Below are 16,780 nucleotides of genomic sequence, written 5' to 3' on the forward strand. Positions count from 1 at the left end.
CCGGCGACCGACCGGCTCAGGGCTTGTCGGCCGAGTCGACCAGATGCTCGAAGGCGCGCAGGTTCTGCAACGACTCGCCTCGCGAGACGCGCCACTTCCATTCGCGCCGAATGGATTCGGCGAAACCGAGTTCCAGCAGCACATTGAAATCGGCGTCGACCGCCTCGAGGATCTGGCCGAACACCCGATCCAGTTCGTCAGGGGTGACGGCGTGCGCGGCCATCCGGCCGACAAGGTAGATGTCGCCGATCCGGTCCAGCGTGTAGGCGACGGCGTAGAGCCTGCGGTTGCGGCGCAGCAGGAATTTGTAGACGCCCTCGAAGTTCTCGTCCGGCTTGCGGCAGACGAACGCTTCGACGCGGATCCCGTGCTTGCCCACCGTGAGCATCACCGTGGTCTTGAGTTTGCGCTCGCCGGGCAGCACGACGACGAAAGTCTCGTCGCCGGGGCGGGTGTACTCGATCTCCCTCTCGCGCAGCGTCTCGTTGATGAGCTGCGCGGTCGCCTGTACCTCGTTCACCGGCGTACTCCCATCCGGCGCCGCCACAGCGCCCGCGACCTGGCCTGGCTGCTCTCCCCGAGGAGAGCGGCCGTCCGTTCGCCGGCCAGGCTACTGCGCTCGACGGAGAGCGGGTCGTGGGCGTCGTCGCGCAACACGCTGTGCGCGAGGCCACGACCGCCGAGCACCGCGCGATCGTCGCGGAAACCGGCCAGCGCCGCGGAGTAGCTGGCGAGCAAACCGTCGGCGGTGTGCGCCCAGGAGAAGTTCGCGGCGTGCGCGACGGCTCGCTCGCTCATCCGGTGCAGCCGATCCGGGTCGTCGAGCAGGCGGCGCAGCGCGTTCGCCCAGTCCGAGGTGCGGTGCCCGGAGACGAGCAGGCCGGAGACGTCGTGCCGCACGGCCGTGCCGAGACCGCCGACGTCGGCTGCGAGCACCGGGGTGCCGCTGGCCTGCGCCTCGATGGCGACCAAGCCGAAGGACTCGTTGTAGCTCGGTACCGCGACCAGGTCGGCGGCGCGATAGACCAGCACCAGCCGGTCCGGCGGCTGCGGAGGCAGGAAGCTGACCCGGTCGGCGATGCCCAGTTCGGCGGCCAGCTCGATCAGCGCGTCGGGTCGCTCGAGGCCGCTGCCGGACGGTCCACCGACGATGAGGACGCGCAGCGCGCGCTCCGGATCCTCGCGCAGCACTTCGGCCGCGGCACGCACCAGCACGTCGGGCGCCTTCAGCGGCTGGATGCGGCCGACGAACGCGACGATCCGCTCGTCGGCGGCCAGCCCGAGCGCCACCCGCGCGGCGGTCCGGTCGCCGGGGCGATAGCAGGTCATATCCGCGCCGGGCGGCACCACGTCGATCCGCTCGGCGTCGGCGCCGTAGAGCTCGACCAGCTGACGGGCCTCCTCGGCGGTATTGGCGACCAGCCGATCCGACTCCGCGATCACCTGCTTCTCGCCGATCTCGCGGGTCGCCGGTTCCGGACAGTCGCCTTCGGCCAGTGCGGCGTTCTTCACCGCCGCGAGCGTGTGCGCGGTGTGCACAAGCGGTACCCGCCAGCGGTCCCTGGCCAGCCAGCCGACCTGACCGGACAGCCAGTAGTGCGAGTGCACCAGGTCGTAGTACCCGGGCAGGTGCCTGGCCTCCTGGCGCAGCACCTCCGCCGTGAACGGGCACAGCTGCGTGGGCAGATCCTGCTTGTCCAGCCCCTCGAACGGTCCGGCCACCACGTTGCGCACCAGCACGCCGGGTGCGGCCTCCTGGACGGGCGGGAGGTTCGAGGCGGTGGCGCGGGTGAAGATTTCCACCTCGGTGCCGCGTCGAGCCAGCTCAACGGCTGTTTGCAGGACATAGACGTTCATACCGCCCGCGTCGCCGGTCCCTGGCTGGGCGAGTGGTGAGGTGTGCACCGATAGCACGGCGATACGGTTCGGCCGTAGGTCCAGGCGCTGACTCACACCTCCATAGTGCACGGCGCCGTGCCGGTCTCAGACGCCCTGACCGCACCAAGTGAGAGCTATCACACAGCAGATGCCCGGGATCACAGGTCAGCGGCGAACGCGCTCACCTCGGCGACGAACCGTGGGCGATCCTCGATGAACAGGCCGTGCTGGGCGCCGTCCCAGAACGACGCGCGCGCGTCCGGGGCCGTGTCGACGATGTAGCGGCCGTTCTCGATCGGGACAACCCTGTCCTCGGTCCCGTGCAGGACGAGTACCGGAATGTCCAGCGTACGTAGCGTTTCGGTGTTGTCGACGGTCCGGTAGAACAGCGCTTTGCGCACCGCGGGCGGCGTGGCGAGGCTGGCCCCGAACAGCCGCTGGGCGTCCGGCCCTTTGTCCGGTCCCGGCCCGGTGTTGGCATTGCCGAACGCACCGAAGGCCCGCACCGCGCGGCCCGCGCTCTCGTCGAACACGCCGGGAATCGCCTCACGCATCAGGCTCCCGGTCGCCGCACCCGGCACACCTGGGCCGATGTTCGCCATCGAGCCGCTGTAGACCACCCCCGCGACGGCATCCGTACCGTAGGCGGTCAGGTAATCCGACAGCACGATCCCGCCGTAGGACCAGCCGAGCAACACCGCGCCGGACGCGATGCCCTCGGCGGCCAGCACCGCAGCGACGTCGGCGGCCCAATTCTTCGGATCGTCGTAGCCCGCGGCGGGCGCGTCGGAGTAGCCGTGGCCGCGCAGGTCGACGGCGACCACCCGGAAGTGCGCGGCGAGGTCGTCCGCGGCCGCGCCCCAGCAGCGCAGATTCGCCGACCAGCCGTGCAGCAGCACCAGCGGGCGGGCGCCCTCCGGCCCGCTCACCCGGTAGACGATGGTCGTTCCGTCCGCGCTCAGCACATCCCGAATAGGCATGGAACTCAGGCTAACCGTGATCCCGGCGACAGCTCGGCCGTGGCAAACATCGCGCACTTAGGATCACGGGCATGAGTACTCGCACCGCCGTCGTCACCGGAGCCAGCTCGGGAATCGGAGAGGCCACCGCCCGGCAGCTGGCCGCGCAGGGCTATCACGTCTACGTCGGCGCCCGCAGGCTCGACCGGCTGCACCGCCTCGCCGACGAGATCGGCGGCACCGCAGTGGAACTCGACGTCACCTCCGAGGAGTCGGTGCGCTCGTTCACCGACGCGGTGGAACGCGTCGACGTGCTGGTCAACAACGCGGGCGGCGCGAAGGGCCTGGCGCCGGTCGCGGAGGCCGACCTGGACGACTGGCGCTGGATGTGGGAGACCAACGTGCTCGGCACCCTGCGCGTCACGAAGGGCTTACTGCCGAAGCTGATCGACTCCGGTGACGGATTGATCGTCACCATCACGTCGGTGGCCGCGTTCACCGCCTACGACAACGGATCCGGCTACACCTCAGCGAAGCACGCGCAGGCCGTGCTGCACCGAACCTTGCGCGGCGAGCTGCTCGGACAGCCGGTGCGGCTGACCGAAATCGCCCCCGGTGCGGTGGAAACCGAGTTCTCCCTGGTGCGCTTCGGCGGCGACGCCGAGCGCGCCGCGAAGGTGTACGAGGGCATCGACCCGCTGGTCGCCCAGGACATCGCGGAGATCGTCGGTTTCGTGGCGTCGCGGCCCCCGCACGTGAACCTGGACCAGATCATCGTGAAGCCGCGCGACCAGGCCGACCCGGGTCGATTCGCCCGTCGCGGCTAGGAGGCCGACCCGAGCCGTTAGCATCCGGGGGACCGAACGCAGGACATCGGATGGGAGTGGTTCGGCTCATGCTCAAAGGATTCAAAGACTTCCTGATGCGCGGGAACGTCATCGATCTCGCGGTCGCCGTCGTCATGGGCACCGCGTTCACCGCCGTGGTGACCTCGGTGACGAAAGGCATCATCAATCCTTTGCTCGCCGTCTTCGGCAGCACCAATGAGCTGGGCCTCGGCGTGCAGCTGATTGCCTCCAAGCCCGCCACGTTCATCGCCATCGGGCCGATCATCACGGCGACCATCGATTTCGTCATGGTCGCGGCCGTGCTGTATTTCGTGCTGATCCTGCCGATGAAGACGATCAAGAACCGCTTCGGCACCACCAAGGCGGCCGAGCCCACCGAGATCGAACTGCTGATCGAGATCCGCGACCTGCTCGCCGAACGGCACGATGCGGTCCGCGCCGAACGCGCCGCCGACCACCACATCGAACGGGAACAGGAGCCCAACGCGGTCGGCAGTGCCAAATATCTCAACTGACCGCGCCGTGTGCTGCGGCTACGACCGTGTCTCAGGCGCCGCCGGCACCTCAGCGGCCGCCGGCCGGTTGCGGCGGCACCGGCGTCGCCGACACCACCGCCGACGGTGCGCCCTGCAACGCCGACATGCTCTTCCAGGTGTTCCAGTCGATGGTCCAGTCGTAGAGGTCGCCGTCGGCAGCGGAGAGCGGGATCGACGTCCCGGTCACCTCGACCGGATCGCCGTAGAGCGCGGTGGGGAAATAGACCTGTGCGTCGGCGGGCGAGAGATTGATACAGCCGTTGGTGACGTTCGCCGAACCCTGTGCGGAAAGCGATTCCGGATTGGCGTGGATGAATTCGCCGTTGTTGGAAATGCGGACCGCCCAGCGTTCGCGGACATTGGTGTAATACGGCGGATTCGACATCATGAAGTCTTCGTATTTCTCGGTGACCACGTGAATGCCGGACCGGGTGACGTTGCGCGGCTCGTTGCCCTCGCCATAGCTGACCGCGAAATCGAACACGGTCTGTCCGTCGCGGACCACCTGCATGCGGTGGCTCGGCGCGTTCGCCTTGACGATCTGGCTGCGGCCGATGCGGAAATCGGAGGTCAGATCGGAATAGCCGTAATTGCCGCCACCCAGGTCGAGGCCGTAGAGCCGAGCGGAGACGTGCACGGTGGTGCCGGGTGCCCAGTAATTCTTCGGGCGCCAGTGCACCCGCGAACCGCCGTCGTCCGGAAACCAAGCCCACGCGCCCTCGGTGGGCGGGTCGGTGGTTACCGTGAGCGCCTTCTCCACCGCGGCTTTGTTCGGCACGGACGACTTGAATTGCAGGATGATCGGTGCGGCGATGCCGACCTCCTGGTTGTCGCCGATATTGATGGTCGCGGGGACCGTGTTCTTCGGCGCGAGCGTGCGGAACGAACCCTCGATCGGAATCGGCTTGCCGTCGGTCCCTACCGCGGTGCCCGACCAGGTGTAGGTGGCGTCGTAGCCGAGCGGCTCGGTGATGGTGTAACCGCGCTTGTCCGGGGCGAGTTCACCGCGGACCTGCTTGCCCGCGGCGTTGGTCAGCGCGATCTGGTCGATCGTGCCGTCGCTGATCGACACCGAGACCGGCGCGGTCGGGTTGACGTTCGCGGCGTCGTCGGCGGGAACCAACGTCACCTTGGCGATCGGCCCGTCGTCGCGGCCGCCTGCCGCGCCGCGGTCGATCGTGCATCCGCATACCAGGGCGACGACTACCAGCAGCACGGCCGACGCCGCGGCCGCCGCGCGGGGCATCATCTGTCGGTCGCTCACTGTGTCGAATTTACGCGCGGCGCAAGGCCGGACCCGTCCTCGCAGCGTGTGGCGTCGCTCTCGCTCCCCCTCCTCGCTCCCCCGCCTCTCCGCGTCTTCAGGCCGTACTAGTTGGGTGGCGCAGGGCGTACGTTCAGGTCCTACGTTGGGTACTCCTCGAGTTGTGGGCGTACCCGGTGAGTTACCCCTGTGCTCACGAAACCAGATGTCACGTTGGGTCGCATCCAGTCGGGAGTAGGGATCATCACAGTGCGATGCCGACGGTTACCGGTTCCGGCTCCAGACGGATCCCGAAGCGGTGGGCGACGCCGTCGCGCACTGTTCTGGCCAGCGCCACCAGGTCGGCCGCGCTGGCGCTGCCGCGATTGGTCAGCGCCAGTGTGTGTTTCGTCGACAACCGGGCCGGTGCCTCCGCGCCGGGGAACCCTTTCGCGAATCCCGCCCGCTCGATCAGCCAACCCGCGGAGAACTTGACTCCGCCCACCGCCGGGTAGGTCGGCACCGTGACATCGCCCACATGCGCGGCGATCGCGGCTCGAACCTGCGCCACCCGATCCTGGGCGACCACCGGGTTGGTGAAGAACGATCCCGCGCTCCAGGTGTCGTGGTCGGCCGGGTCGAGCACCATGCCCTTGCCCGCGCGCAGCCGCAGCACCGCGTCCCTGACCTGCGGCGCGGGCCGGGATTCGCCCACCTCGGCGCCCAGCGTGGTGGCCAGTTCGCCGTAGCGCAGCGGCACGCTGGAACCGTCGGTGCGCAACGCGAAATCGACCGCGAGCACCACGGCGTCGTCGCGGTGCTTCAACACGCTGGTGCGATAGCCGAACCCGAGCTCCTCCGGCGCCACCCAGCGGATCGCACCGCTGGCGCGGTCCAGCAGACGCACTCGGCGCAGCAGGTTCGCCACCTCGGCGCCGTACGCGCCGACGTTCTGCACCGGCGTCGCACCCGCCGAACCGGGAATGCCGGACAGGCATTCCAGCCCGCCGAATCCGGCGGCGACTGTGGCGTCCACCACGTCGTCCCAGTTTGCTCCGGCCTCCGCGACCACGCCGTCGGCGCCGATCTCGACGCCGGTGGTGGCGACCCGGACCACAACGCCGTCGAAACCGTCATCGCCGACAAGCAGATTCGAGCCGCCGGCCAGCAGCAGCGCCGGCACGCCCGCGGCGTCCAGCGCGCGCACCGTCGCGACCAGCGCTTCGGTCGTCGCGCACTCGGCGACCAAGGCGGGTCCGCCCACCCGCAGTGTGGTCAGTTCCGCCAGCCGCACGTCCTCGCGCAGCCGCGCGCCGGTGTCGGCGAGGAGATCCGACAGCACCAAACGTGAAGTTCGCACGCCACACGGTAGCGTGCGGTGCACTACGCGAGCAGGTCCGATGCCACCGCTCGTGTAGTTCGCGCGCCGCACGGTAGCGTGTGGACCCATGGCTACACCGCTGGCGTATACGGCCCGCTACTCGCATTCCCCCGCCGCCGTCCGCGCGGCCTTCGCGGATGAGCAGTACTGGAAGGACCGCATCACCGAGGTCGGCGGCTCCAATGCCCGGCTGGAGTCGGTCACCGTCAGCGGCGAGCGAGTGGACGTCGAGATGGTGCAGGCCATCGCCGCTGAAAAGCTGCCGCCCGCGATCACCGCGGTACGCCCCGGTGACCTGGTCATCCCCCGTGTCGAGCACTGGAACGGCGACACGGCCTCCTTCGAAGCGCGCGTCGAGGGCGCGCCCGCCCAGGTGCGCGGCACCATCGTGCTGTCCGCCGACGGCTCCGGCGCCGCCGTCACGGTCGAGGGCACCATCGAGGTCAAGATTCCGCTGTTCGGCGGCAAGATCGAGAAGGCGATCGACGAGCACCTCACCGAGCTGCTGAAGAACGAGGCGGAATTCACCGAGAAGTGGATCGCGTCGCACTGATCCGCACCGCAAAGCCGACACCGGGTCCGGCCACATCTGCCGGTAACCGCGTTTGTGTGATCTCCGCACACCACCCGCCCGCCGAGGTACCTGTTACCGGACCCAGTAACCTGTGAGCCCATGGCACGCCGACTGGACTACTCCGCCCGCTATCCGCTGCACACCACAAAAGAGCTGTACGCGGCGCTGTCGAACCGTGACTACTGGGAAGCGCGGATCGAAGAGATGCGGAAATACACCCCCGGCAACGAGGTGGTCAAGCTGGAGGCGGGCGACGGCGGCATCGACATCGAACTGCACCACATCCTGCCCCGCGAGATGCTGCCGGAGCTCGCGCAGACGGTGCTGCGCAAGGACATGGTGATCACCCGCAAGGAGAGCTACGGCCCCTACGCGGCGGACGAGATCACCGGCAAGTATTCGGCGTCGATTCCGGCCGGGCCGGGCAACCTCGGCGGCGCCATCCGCCTCTTCCCCACCGAAACCGGCTGCACCATGCGCTTCTCCTCGGAAGCGAAGGTCTTCATCCCCATGGTCGGACCGCGCCTGGAGCAGCTGATGCTGGTGAACCTGGTCGACCTGTTCCGCGGCGAGGCCGAGTTCACGGTTCAGTGGCTGGAAGAACACCACCCCACCCGCTGACCAAACCGGTCGGCACCATCACCCGTGGCACCACCGCAGTCAACCGCCTCCGCCGCAGCGATCGCTGGCTGATCAACGACGAATTCGTCGCCGCCCGGTTGCGCGAGGCGGCCGATCCGCTCGTGGTCGACCTCGGGTACGGCGCCAGCCCGTGGACCACGTTCGAGCTGGCCGCGCGGCTGCGCATGGTGCGCGCCGACGTGCGGGTAGTGGGTCTGGAGATCGATCCGCAGCGTGTGGTGCCCGGCCGCGACGGCGTGACCTTCGCCCGCGGCGGATTCGAACTGGCGGGGCTGCGACCGGTTCTGGTGCGCGCGTTCAATGTGTTGCGGCAATATCCGGAATCGGCCGTATCCGATGCCTGGTCGACCATCCGGTCCGGGCTGGCGCCGGACGGTCTGCTGGTCGACGGCACCTGCGACGAAGTGGGCAGGCGCTGCGCCTGGGTCCTGCTCGACCGGGACGGCCCGCGCTCACTCACGCTGGCCTGGGATCCGTTCACCGTGGAGCGGCCCTCCGATCTCGCCGAACGGCTGCCGAAGGCGTTGATCCACCGCAACGTCCCCGGCGAGCCGATCCACGCGCTGCTCGCCGCCGCGGACCGCGCGTGGGCCCGCGCCGCGCCGCTGGCTCCCTACGGTCCCCGGGTGCGCTGGCGCGCCGCCGCGCGGTCGCTGCGCGAGGAAGGCTTCCCGATCCGCCACTACCGCCGCCGCCTGCGCGACAACGTGCTGTCGGTGCCGTGGTCGGCCGTGGCGCCGGTCGGCATGGGTTGATCGCCGTCACGCGACGGCGAGCGCGCGATACACCCTTCTGGCCGCGCGTGGCGCCAGTCCCGCACCGGCGTCGCTGATCTCCCGGCCCGCACAGCGGTCGATGGCGACCGCGTCGGCGACCACCTCGTTCAACGCGGCCTGCCCGATACCGGCCTCGGCCAGGTCGAGCACCGTGCGCACCGGCGTCGTCACCAGGAAGGGACCGGCCGATTCCACCTCGGCGCCGGTCAGCGCGCGGCGCAGGACCACCAACCGCGGCGGCGCCTGCGGGTGGCCCGCGCGCACCGACAGGTGGAGGAACCGGGGGCGCAGCCTGCCGAGGCCGTGCAACTCGGCCGCGCTGTGATGGGAGACGACCGCGGCCCCGTCGAACCAGGCCGACCACATCGCGTACTCGTCCAGCGGGCCCTCCGGCCATCCGGCCAGCCGCAGCAGGCCGTCCGTCCCGGCCCTGGTCACCGAACCATCGCCGAGCCCGTCCCGCACCCGCGCCGCGCACCCGGTGCGCAGGGCCTGCCTGGTGGTGAAGAAACCGGCGTGCCGCCCGGCCCATCGGCGCAGAACACGCCATCCTTGTTCCGCGGATCCGATCGCGCGGCTTGCCGCATCGCCAGCCATGCGCACCAGGCTACGCTCGGCGTTTGTGCTGCATGTCACATTCGAACCCCTCAATGCCTCCACAGAAACGGCACAGAAAGGTCGGGAAGAATCGCCACCATGAGTACGAACACGCCGTCCACCTCGACGATCAACCGGCGGGCCCTGCTGATCGCCCTGACCGTGGTAGCGATTCTGCTCGCGACGGTCTTGGTCGGCGGAGAGGCATACGCCAGGCACTCGGTGGCGAGCTGTATCAGCACGCAATTCGAGAAGGACATGGGGTCGAAGATCGATGTGAGCTTCGGTCCCAAGCCGATGCTGGTCACCTGGATCGACGGCAAGGTGCCTTCGGTGCGGGTGAACAGCGACGACACCAGATTCGGCCCAGCCGTCGGGATGGTGGTGCACGCCGTCTTCCGGGACGTCGACGTCGCCGACCGGAACGGGAGCACGATCGGCAGCTCCTCCGCCGACGTCACCTGGAGCAACGAGGGCATCAAGGAGACGCTCGGCGGTCTGGTCACCGGGGTGAGCTCGTCGGAGAGCTCGGGCATGCTCACCCTGGCCGTGCTCGGCGGTCTGGCGGAGCTTCAGCTGAAGCCGCAGATCCAGAACGGGACGGTGGAGGTGGAGACCATGTCGGCGCAACTGCTCGGCATCGGAGTGCCGTCGGATCTGGCGCAGAGCATCGTCGATATCTTCACCCGGAGCCTGCAGAGCTATCCGCTCGGCATGTCGGCGACGGATCTGAAGGTCACCGATTCCGGCGTCGACGTCAAGCTGGCCGGTGGACACTCCCAGCTGGAGTCCGCGGGCGACAGTTCCGGGGCGCGCTGCTGAATCCTGGTGGCCGCAAGGCATTCGGGCCGATCGCCGGACACGCCGCGGGGTGGACCGAATGCCTAGACCGCCGAACAGATTCCGGGTGGGTCAGGCCGGAAAGCCGTCGAGCACGTCACGGGATTTCGACAGCCCGAGCCGGGTCGCGCCCGCCGCGATCATCTCGGCCGCGGCCTCGGCGGTGCGGATTCCGCCGCTGGCCTTGACGCCGAGCCGCCCGCCGACCGTCTCCGCCATCAGCCGCACCGCGTGGGCGCTGGCGCCACCGGCGGGGTGAAAACCCGTGGACGTCTTCACGAAATCGGCTCCGGCGCGCTCGGCGACCCGGCACACCTCGACAATCGCCTGATCCGACAGCGCGGCGGATTCGATGATCACTTTCAACAGCGCTCGATCGCCGACGGCCTCGCGCACCGTGACGATGTCGGAGAGCACCGCCGTGTAATCCCCGGCACGCGCCGCGCCGACATCGATCACCATGTCGACCTCGCCCGCTCCCTGGTCCACCGCGAGCCGCGCCTCGGCGCCCTTCACCAGCGAATGATGTTTGCCCGACGGGAATCCGGCGACCGTCGCGACCACGAGCCCCGGCGCGAGCACCGGCAACATGGACGGCGACACGCAGATCGCGAGCACGCCCAACCCGCGCGCCTCCTCGACCAGCGCGGCGACTTCGGCGGGAGTCGCCTCCGGGGCCAGCAGCGTATGGTCGATCATTGCGGCCACTTCCGACCTGGTCAGCGACGCGGATTCTGCCATGGGGTGAGAGTCTGGCACACCGAACGCCAGACCGGTTCCGTGGGCGAATTCCGTTGCGTACCTGGAGGCGCTTCACGCACACTCGTAGCTGATGGCGCATCGGAGAGCGTGACGCCACGGCCGACTGACTAACGTGTGCGGATGGGCCCTACTTCGTTCGGGAGGAGACGACCGTGCTGATCCGTCGCGAACGCGCCGACGACGCCGCTGCGATCGCGGCGGTGCATCGCAGCGCATTCGCACCGCACTATGCCACCGCCATCGATTCCGATGGCACCGACGCGTCCGATGACCGCGGCAGCGCGGATCCGCCCGAGGTGGGCCTCATCGACCGCTTGCGAAGCGACGAGGGCTGGATCCCGACGCTCTCGCTGGTGGCGATCGAGCACGACAGCGTGGTCGGCCACCTGTGCCTGACCAGGGCCACGGTCGGCCCGTTCCCGGTGCTGGCGCTCGGCCCGATCGGCGTGCTCGCCGACCATCAAGGGGCAGGCGTCGGCTCGGCACTCATGCACGCGGCCCTCGGCGCCGCCGACGCCCTCGACGAACCGCTGGTCGGCCTGCTCGGCAGCCTGGAGTTCTACCCCCGCTTCGGCTTCGTCCCCGCCGCCCGCCTCGGCATCACCCCCGACGAGCCCGCCTGGATCAGCCATTTCCAGGTCCGCTCGCTGTCGGCCTACGACTCGCAAATAGTCGGCGAATTCCATTACGCCGACCCGTTTTACGATCTCTGATCCATCCCGTTCGCCAGACCCACGGGTCGATGACCGGCACTCCCGCAGCCTGGAACGGTGCGGCGCATTTCCGACGCCGCGGCAAATCCCCCGCAGCGCACCTGGGAGGATGGGGGCATGAGTTCCGCTCCACCCGTTACGGACGACCGCCGCTATGTATTGACGCTGGGGTGCCTGGATCGCCCCGGCATCATCGCGGGGATCACGTCGTTCATCGCCGAGTTCGGCGGCTCGATCGTGGAGGCGGGCTATCATTCCGACCTCGACACCGGGTGGTTCTTCACGCGTCAGGCGATCAAGGCCGCGACGGTGCCGTTCTCGATCGAGGAACTGCGGGACCGGTTCGCCGGGGTGGCGGCCGACCTGGGTCCGGAAACCGAATGGCAACTGCTGGATTCCCGCGAGCGCCGCCGCGCGGTCCTGCTGGTCAGCAAGGACGGACACTGCCTGCACGACCTGCTCGGACGCGCCGCCAGCGGCGAGCTGCCCGCCACCATCGAGGCGGTGATCGGCAACCATCCGGATCTGGCGGCGATGACCGAGGCGCACGGTGTGAAATTCCATCACGTGCCGTTCCCGAAGGACCCGGCCGAGCGCGGTCCCGCGTTCGAAGAGGTCCGCGCCCTGGTGGACGCGCACGACCCGCACGCGGTGGTGCTCGCCCGGTTCATGCAGGTGCTGCCCCCGGAACTGTGCGAGCACTGGGCGGGCAAGGCGATCAACATCCACCACAGCTTCTTGCCCTCGTTCGTCGGCGCGCGCCCCTACCATCAGGCCTTCGCCCGCGGCGTGAAGCTGATCGGGGCCACCTGCCATTACGTGACCGCGGAACTGGACGCGGGCCCGATCATCGAGCAGGACGTCATCCGCATCGACCACGCCGACGAGGTGCGCGACATGGTCCGCCAGGGCCGTGACATCGAGCGGGTGGTCCTGGCGCGCGGCCTGCGCTGGCATCTGGAAGGACGAGTCCTGGTGCACGGCCGCCGCACGGTCGTGTTCTCCTGACCGCCGGAACAGGCCCGGGAGTCAGCCCACGAGGTCGGCGCGGCGGCGCGGGCGCACCGCGGCGAGCAGGCGCGCGAGTTCCTCGTTGAACCGCTCGTAGGCCTCGACGTTGCCGAGATGCCCGGTGGGCAGCACGCCGTAGCGCATCAGATTGCCGGTCCGCCGGAGCATCTCGACGATCCGTTCGGAGTGGACCGGCGGGGTCATGTCGTCGAATTGGCCCGCGAGGACCGTGGTGGGCACCACGAGATTGCGCGCCGACTCCCCGACATCCATCGTGGCGAGCAGCACACCGAACCTGGAGCGCACCCACGCCGGACACGAACGGACGATGGCCATGCTGAACGCGAGCATGTCGCCTTTCGCCGCGGTGGTGAGGATCTGCCGTGCGAACAGCCAGCGCACCGGCGCGATGGGCGGGAAGACGAGCGGAGTCCCGAGTCCGAGCCTGCCGAACAGGAACGGCAGCGGCACCTTCAGTTGCAGCAGCCGCAGCGGCCGGTTCAGCAGCGGCACGAGGGTGGTCTCCAGGATCAGCCGGTCGGCCGCGGTATTGACCAGCAGCGCCGCCAGCGCCTGCTTCTCGACCCGCTCGGGGTAGCGTCCGGCCCACGCCTGCATGGTCATGCCGCCTAGGCTGTGGCCGACCAGCACGGCCCGCTGTCCCGGCGCGAGCGCGGCGTCGAGCACCGCTGCCAGATCGTCGGCCAGCAGCTCCATGTCCAGCTTGCTCGACCCGTATTCGCTCTCGCCGTGGCCGCGCTGGTCGTAGGCGATCACGCGGTACTCGCCGACGAAGGCGTTGATCTGCGGGTTCCAGTACTCCAGGCAGCAGGTCCAGCCGTGGATCAGCACGATGACCGGCCGATCGGACGGGCCGTAGGCGTGCACCCGCAGCTGCGCGCCGTCCCTGGCGCGCACGGGGATCACCTCGGGGGCGATCGTCGGCGGATTGAACGCAGCGGTCTGGTAGGTACGGGAACGCAGCTCGGCGCTGTGCGCGTCGCGCAGGCCCCGGACCAGGGCCCGGAAGCTCGTCAACGCGGTCGGCAGCATTGCACGCATCGGACACTCCTTTGTGTTACTGATAGATACAGTAACCCCGATTCGCGCCGCTTGCTAGTGCAAGCACCCGTACCAGTCCGCCGAACTACCGTCTCACCAGCGCGGACCCCGCTGAACCTCGTCCACCTTGGGCCGCACATCGGCGAGATAGACGCCGGTCGCGATGATCGCCGCGAACGAAAGCAGGCCGAGCCCCGCAGGCGAGAGGAGAAGCACGAGCACGGCCACCCCGAGAATCGCCAGCCAGATCGGCTTGGTCAGTTTGTCCACCGCGGTGAACGCGTCCGGACGCTGACGCACGGCGTGGATCAGCGCGAAAATCGTCGCACCGAGCGCCGCCAGCCACAGCACCAGCAGGATCATCCCGGTCAATCCGTGCACCATATTCACCCCACCATGATAAGAGCAACGCCCCCGTACACCAGGGGTGCACGAGGGCGTCGAACGGTTATCCGCGCGGCGTTCAGGCCTTCTTCGGCGCGGCCTTCTTGGCCGGAGCCTTCTTCGCGGCGGTGGTGGCCTTCTTGGCCGGAGCTTTCTTCGGCGCACCGTTCGTGACGGGAGCCGGGGTCTCCTCGGTGGTCACGTCGACGACCTCGGCCTCGACGACCGGATCCGCCTCGGCGGCGTCCTCGGCCTTGGCCGGGCGGCCGAGCAGGCCGTTGACCCGATCGAGCACGTCCTCGGCGCGGCTGACCGCGTCGCCGTAGAGGCTTTCGACCTTGCCGATCCGCTCCTCGACGCGTTCGTTGGCGCGCAGCCGCTCGATGGTCTCCTCACCGCGGACCGCGAGATCGGCGTAGGCGTCCAGCAGCTGGCGGTAGTACTTCTCGGCCCGCACGCGCAGCTCCTCGGCGGTGAACTTCTCGCGCAGCTCGGCGAGGTCGTCCGGCAGCTCGGAAGGCAGCCCCGACAGCCGCTCGCGCAGCGACTCGAACTGGGCCTGCACGTCGGCGGGCACGTTGGCGAAGCGCTCGCGGGCCTCCTCGACCCGGGTCTGAACGTCGGCGGCGGCCGCACGCTCCCGCACCTGCGCGACGACGTCGTTGACGGCGGCGTACAGGGCGTCACCCGCGCCGACGGTGGCGAGTAGGGGCTTGGTCACGGTGGCGTTCTTCTCGGTCATGGTGTTTCGTTCTCCTGGCGTGGCGGAGTGTCGGTTGTCGTGCGCGGAACGTCGCTGTCCCAAACGTCCCCCCCTACGTCGTTTCCTCCGTTTTCCCGGCGAAACGATTCATAGATGTCCAGCAGCACCTGCTTTTGCCGCTCACTGATCGACGTGTCGGCAAGCAGGGCATCCCGGACCGGACTGTGCGGCCGCTGCTCGAGATAGCCAGCCCGTACGTACAAGACCTCCGAGGAGACCCGCAGCGCCTTGGCGATCTGCGTGAGCACTTCGGCGGACGGGTTGCGCAGTCCGCGCTCGATCTGACTGAGATACGGATTGCTCACCCCCGCCAGCTGGGCGAGCTGGCGCAGCGAGACTTGCGCGGCTTCTCGCTGCGCCCTGATGAAGCCTCCGATGTCGTGCGCCGCGCTGGCGACGCGACCCCCTCGTTCGCCGACACCGGACGAGTGCTCGTCCGATCTGTCGGTGTACTCGGCGGAAACCTCGGGCTGGTCTGCCATCACTCACCTTCTGGCGGTTGTACGGGTTCGATTCTAAATCAGGGTGCTAGCTATTGCAAGCAGCGTGCTAGCAGAGTCTCGGCAAACGTTCCGCGCACCGCCGGATCAGCCGCCGAACATCAGATGGGAGATCGTGTAGATCGCCAGTCCGGCAAGCGAACCGACGACGGTGCCGTTGATGCGGATGAACTGCAGATCCCGGCCGACCTGCAATTCGATCTTCTTGCTCGCCTCGTCGGCGTCCCACCTGGCAACCGTGTCGGTGACCAGGGTGCTGATCTCGTCCGCGTAGTTGCCCACCAGGTAGCGGGCGCCACGGTCGATCCAGCCGTCCACCTTCGCACGCATTTCGGGCTCGTCGCGCAAGCGCTCACCGAGCTGCTGGACGTTTTCGGCGACCTTGCGCCGCAGTGTGCTGTTCGGGTCGTCGGCCGACTCCAGGATGAGCCGCTTGGCCGCCCGCCAGGTGGCCTCGGCCATGCCGGTGATCTCCTCCCGGCCCATGATCTGCGCCTTGACGCGTTCCGCCTTCTTGATCATGGCGTCGTCGTATTGCAGGTCTTCGGCGAATTCCTCCAGGAAACGGTTGGCCGCCAGCCGGACCTCGTGCTCGGGGTTGGAACGGATTTTCCAGGTGAACTCGACCAGTTCCCGGTAGATCCGCTCGGAAAGCAGGATGTTGACGAATTTCGGCGCCCACTGCGGCGCGTCCCGCAGCACGATGCGGTCGATCGTCTCCTGCGAGCCGAGCGCCCACTGGTGCGCGCGTTCGGCGAGCAGGTCCAGCAGCGCCTGCTGCCGGTTGTCGGCGAGCAGTTCCGCGAGCACCCGCCCGATCGGCGGACCCCACAGCGGCTCGGCGATCCGCTTGACGATGGTGTTGTCGATCACCTGCTGCACGTCCTCGTCACGCAGGACCCCGACGACGGCGCGCAGAATCGTCGAGCTCTCCTGGGCCACCCGGGCGGCGTGTCCTGGATCGGCCATCCAGCGCCCCACCCGCCAGGAGATCCGCGCGGAGTTCAGCTTCGCGGAGACCACTTCGGGTGCGAGGAAATTCGTTCCGACGAAGGTGCCGAGACTGGCGCCGAGCTGGTCCTTCTTGCGCCGGATGATGGCGGTGTGCGGAATGGGCAGGCCGAGCGGGTGCCGGAACAGCGCGGTCACCGCGAACCAGTCCGCCAGCGCGCCGACCATGCCCGCCTCCGAAGCCGCACGCAGGTAGCCGACCCAGTCGCCACCCGCACCGCGCGATTCGGTCCAGCGGCAGAACAAATAGATCGCGGTGGCCAGCGCCAGCATGCCGGTGGCAAGTGCCTTCATCCGCCA

20 protein-coding genes are annotated in these 16,780 nt (G+C 68.8%); 8 read left to right on the forward strand and 12 right to left on the reverse strand.

What is annotated here, in order from left to right:
- Positions 1 to 16 precede the first annotated feature (16 nt).
- The 3 genes from ON34_RS25470 to ON34_RS25480 all read right to left on the reverse strand — a co-directional run bounded on the left by ON34_RS25470 (position 17) and on the right by ON34_RS25480 (position 2,858).
- Complete coding sequence (locus ON34_RS25470) at positions 17 to 520, reverse strand: type III secretion system chaperone family protein (RefSeq protein ID WP_040783959.1); 504 nt, start codon at positions 518 to 520, stop codon at positions 17 to 19.
- A complete protein-coding gene (gene mshA, locus ON34_RS25475; protein WP_040783961.1) occupies positions 517 to 1,953 on the reverse strand; it encodes a D-inositol-3-phosphate glycosyltransferase in 1,437 nt (478 codons plus the stop codon). The genes ON34_RS25470 and mshA overlap by 4 nt, the downstream gene beginning before the upstream one ends.
- Before the next feature lie 83 nt (positions 1,954 to 2,036).
- A complete protein-coding gene (locus ON34_RS25480) occupies positions 2,037 to 2,858 on the reverse strand; it encodes an alpha/beta fold hydrolase (RefSeq protein ID WP_040783963.1) in 822 nt (273 codons plus the stop codon).
- 71 nt (positions 2,859 to 2,929) lie between these two features.
- Here ON34_RS25480 and ON34_RS25485 point away from each other — a divergent pair, with 71 nt between their 5' ends.
- Together ON34_RS25485 and mscL are read left to right on the forward strand one after the other, a co-directional pair.
- Positions 2,930 to 3,664, forward strand: coding sequence for an SDR family NAD(P)-dependent oxidoreductase (locus ON34_RS25485; RefSeq protein WP_040783965.1), 735 nt, complete (start codon positions 2,930 to 2,932; stop codon positions 3,662 to 3,664).
- Between the two features lie 68 nt (positions 3,665 to 3,732).
- Positions 3,733 to 4,200 (forward strand): large conductance mechanosensitive channel protein MscL, encoded by a 468-nt coding sequence (gene mscL, locus ON34_RS25490; RefSeq protein ID WP_051023128.1) that lies wholly within the window; start codon positions 3,733 to 3,735, stop codon positions 4,198 to 4,200.
- Between the two features lie 49 nt (positions 4,201 to 4,249).
- Here the strand turns inward: mscL and ON34_RS25495 are convergent, their stop codons facing one another.
- Complete coding sequence (locus tag ON34_RS25495; RefSeq protein WP_040783967.1) at positions 4,250 to 5,470, reverse strand: L,D-transpeptidase; 1,221 nt, start codon at positions 5,468 to 5,470, stop codon at positions 4,250 to 4,252.
- Positions 5,471 to 5,729: 259 nt separating this feature from the next.
- On the reverse strand, positions 5,730 to 6,770 hold the full coding sequence (locus ON34_RS25500; RefSeq protein WP_040784239.1) for a UDP-N-acetylmuramate dehydrogenase: 1,041 nt from the start codon (positions 6,768 to 6,770) through the stop codon (positions 5,730 to 5,732).
- Between the two features lie 142 nt (positions 6,771 to 6,912).
- Between ON34_RS25500 and ON34_RS25505 the strand changes: the two genes are divergently transcribed.
- The 3 genes from ON34_RS25505 to ON34_RS25515 all read left to right on the forward strand — a co-directional run bounded on the left by ON34_RS25505 (position 6,913) and on the right by ON34_RS25515 (position 8,816).
- A complete protein-coding gene (locus tag ON34_RS25505) occupies positions 6,913 to 7,398 on the forward strand; it encodes a DUF2505 domain-containing protein (protein ID WP_040783969.1) in 486 nt (161 codons plus the stop codon).
- Between the two features lie 120 nt (positions 7,399 to 7,518).
- Positions 7,519 to 8,040: a DUF2505 domain-containing protein gene (locus ON34_RS25510; RefSeq protein ID WP_040783972.1), complete on the forward strand. Its 522-nt coding sequence runs from the start codon at positions 7,519 to 7,521 to the stop codon at positions 8,038 to 8,040.
- Positions 8,010 to 8,816 carry a class I SAM-dependent methyltransferase gene (locus ON34_RS25515; protein ID WP_373291979.1) on the forward strand — a complete coding sequence of 269 codons (807 nt, stop codon included), beginning with the start codon at positions 8,010 to 8,012 and terminating at the stop codon, positions 8,814 to 8,816. Before ON34_RS25510 ends, ON34_RS25515 begins: the two co-directional genes overlap by 31 nt.
- A 6-nt stretch (positions 8,817 to 8,822) precedes the next feature.
- On the opposite strand, the gene ON34_RS25520 is transcribed toward ON34_RS25515, so the two are convergent.
- Positions 8,823 to 9,434, reverse strand: a complete 612-nt coding sequence (locus tag ON34_RS25520) for a hypothetical protein (protein WP_040784241.1) — start codon at positions 9,432 to 9,434, stop codon at positions 8,823 to 8,825.
- A gap of 99 nt (positions 9,435 to 9,533) precedes the next feature.
- Here ON34_RS25520 and ON34_RS25525 point away from each other — a divergent pair, with 99 nt between their 5' ends.
- Positions 9,534 to 10,256, forward strand: coding sequence for an LmeA family phospholipid-binding protein (locus ON34_RS25525; RefSeq protein ID WP_063821739.1), 723 nt, complete (start codon positions 9,534 to 9,536; stop codon positions 10,254 to 10,256).
- Positions 10,257 to 10,346: 90 nt separating this feature from the next.
- On the opposite strand, the gene deoC is transcribed toward ON34_RS25525, so the two are convergent.
- The gene (gene deoC, locus ON34_RS25530; RefSeq protein WP_040783974.1) at positions 10,347 to 11,015 is read right to left on the reverse strand and encodes a deoxyribose-phosphate aldolase; all 669 of its coding nucleotides are present in this window, start codon (positions 11,013 to 11,015) and stop codon (positions 10,347 to 10,349) included.
- A 173-nt stretch (positions 11,016 to 11,188) separates the two neighbouring features.
- On the opposite strand from deoC, the gene ON34_RS25535 reads away from it, so the two are divergent.
- The gene (locus tag ON34_RS25535) at positions 11,189 to 11,749 is read left to right on the forward strand and encodes a GNAT family N-acetyltransferase (protein ID WP_040783976.1); all 561 of its coding nucleotides are present in this window, start codon (positions 11,189 to 11,191) and stop codon (positions 11,747 to 11,749) included.
- Positions 11,750 to 11,866: 117 nt separating this feature from the next.
- Positions 11,867 to 12,757 carry a formyltetrahydrofolate deformylase gene (purU, locus tag ON34_RS25540; protein ID WP_040784244.1) on the forward strand — a complete coding sequence of 297 codons (891 nt, stop codon included), beginning with the start codon at positions 11,867 to 11,869 and terminating at the stop codon, positions 12,755 to 12,757.
- A gap of 21 nt (positions 12,758 to 12,778) precedes the next feature.
- Here the strand turns inward: purU and ON34_RS25545 are convergent, their stop codons facing one another.
- From ON34_RS25545 to ON34_RS25565, 5 genes are all read right to left on the reverse strand, one after another.
- Positions 12,779 to 13,822, reverse strand: coding sequence for an alpha/beta fold hydrolase (locus tag ON34_RS25545; RefSeq protein WP_040783977.1), 1,044 nt, complete (start codon positions 13,820 to 13,822; stop codon positions 12,779 to 12,781).
- A 93-nt stretch (positions 13,823 to 13,915) separates the two neighbouring features.
- Complete coding sequence (locus ON34_RS25550; protein WP_040783979.1) at positions 13,916 to 14,206, reverse strand: DUF2516 family protein; 291 nt, start codon at positions 14,204 to 14,206, stop codon at positions 13,916 to 13,918.
- 79 nt (positions 14,207 to 14,285) lie between these two features.
- Positions 14,286 to 14,948: a hypothetical protein gene (locus ON34_RS25555; protein ID WP_040783980.1), complete on the reverse strand. Its 663-nt coding sequence runs from the start codon at positions 14,946 to 14,948 to the stop codon at positions 14,286 to 14,288.
- Positions 14,945 to 15,451: a helix-turn-helix domain-containing protein gene (locus ON34_RS25560; protein WP_040783982.1), complete on the reverse strand. Its 507-nt coding sequence runs from the start codon at positions 15,449 to 15,451 to the stop codon at positions 14,945 to 14,947. Before ON34_RS25560 ends, ON34_RS25555 begins: the two co-directional genes overlap by 4 nt.
- A 105-nt stretch (positions 15,452 to 15,556) precedes the next feature.
- Complete coding sequence (locus ON34_RS25565; RefSeq protein ID WP_245548197.1) at positions 15,557 to 16,774, reverse strand: DUF445 domain-containing protein; 1,218 nt, start codon at positions 16,772 to 16,774, stop codon at positions 15,557 to 15,559.
- Positions 16,775 to 16,780 lie beyond the last annotated feature (6 nt).

The organism is Nocardia pneumoniae NBRC 100136 (assembly GCF_000308755.1).
GTDB classification, from domain to species: Bacteria; Actinomycetota; Actinomycetes; order Mycobacteriales; family Mycobacteriaceae; genus Nocardia; species Nocardia pneumoniae.

Coding starts and splice junctions, on each gene's coding strand:
- ON34_RS25555 (WP_040783980.1), bottom strand. CDS start 14,948: ATGACCGAGAAGAACGCCACCGTGACCAAGCCCCTACTCGCCACCGTC.
- ON34_RS25510 (WP_040783972.1), top strand. CDS start 7,519: ATGGCACGCCGACTGGACTACTCCGCCCGCTATCCGCTGCACACCACA.
- ON34_RS25560 (WP_040783982.1), bottom strand. CDS start 15,451: ATGGCAGACCAGCCCGAGGTTTCCGCCGAGTACACCGACAGATCGGAC.
- deoC (WP_040783974.1), bottom strand. CDS start 11,015: ATGGCAGAATCCGCGTCGCTGACCAGGTCGGAAGTGGCCGCAATGATC.
- mscL (WP_051023128.1), top strand. CDS start 3,733: ATGCTCAAAGGATTCAAAGACTTCCTGATGCGCGGGAACGTCATCGAT.
- ON34_RS25565 (WP_245548197.1), bottom strand. CDS start 16,774: ATGAAGGCACTTGCCACCGGCATGCTGGCGCTGGCCACCGCGATCTAT.
- ON34_RS25495 (WP_040783967.1), bottom strand. CDS start 5,470: ATGATGCCCCGCGCGGCGGCCGCGGCGTCGGCCGTGCTGCTGGTAGTC.
- ON34_RS25485 (WP_040783965.1), top strand. CDS start 2,930: ATGAGTACTCGCACCGCCGTCGTCACCGGAGCCAGCTCGGGAATCGGA.
- ON34_RS25505 (WP_040783969.1), top strand. CDS start 6,913: ATGGCTACACCGCTGGCGTATACGGCCCGCTACTCGCATTCCCCCGCC.
- ON34_RS25480 (WP_040783963.1), bottom strand. CDS start 2,858: ATGCCTATTCGGGATGTGCTGAGCGCGGACGGAACGACCATCGTCTAC.
- ON34_RS25525 (WP_063821739.1), top strand. CDS start 9,534: ATGAGTACGAACACGCCGTCCACCTCGACGATCAACCGGCGGGCCCTG.
- purU (WP_040784244.1), top strand. CDS start 11,867: ATGAGTTCCGCTCCACCCGTTACGGACGACCGCCGCTATGTATTGACG.
- ON34_RS25545 (WP_040783977.1), bottom strand. CDS start 13,822: ATGCGTGCAATGCTGCCGACCGCGTTGACGAGCTTCCGGGCCCTGGTC.
- ON34_RS25550 (WP_040783979.1), bottom strand. CDS start 14,206: ATGGTGCACGGATTGACCGGGATGATCCTGCTGGTGCTGTGGCTGGCG.
- ON34_RS25520 (WP_040784241.1), bottom strand. CDS start 9,434: ATGGCTGGCGATGCGGCAAGCCGCGCGATCGGATCCGCGGAACAAGGA.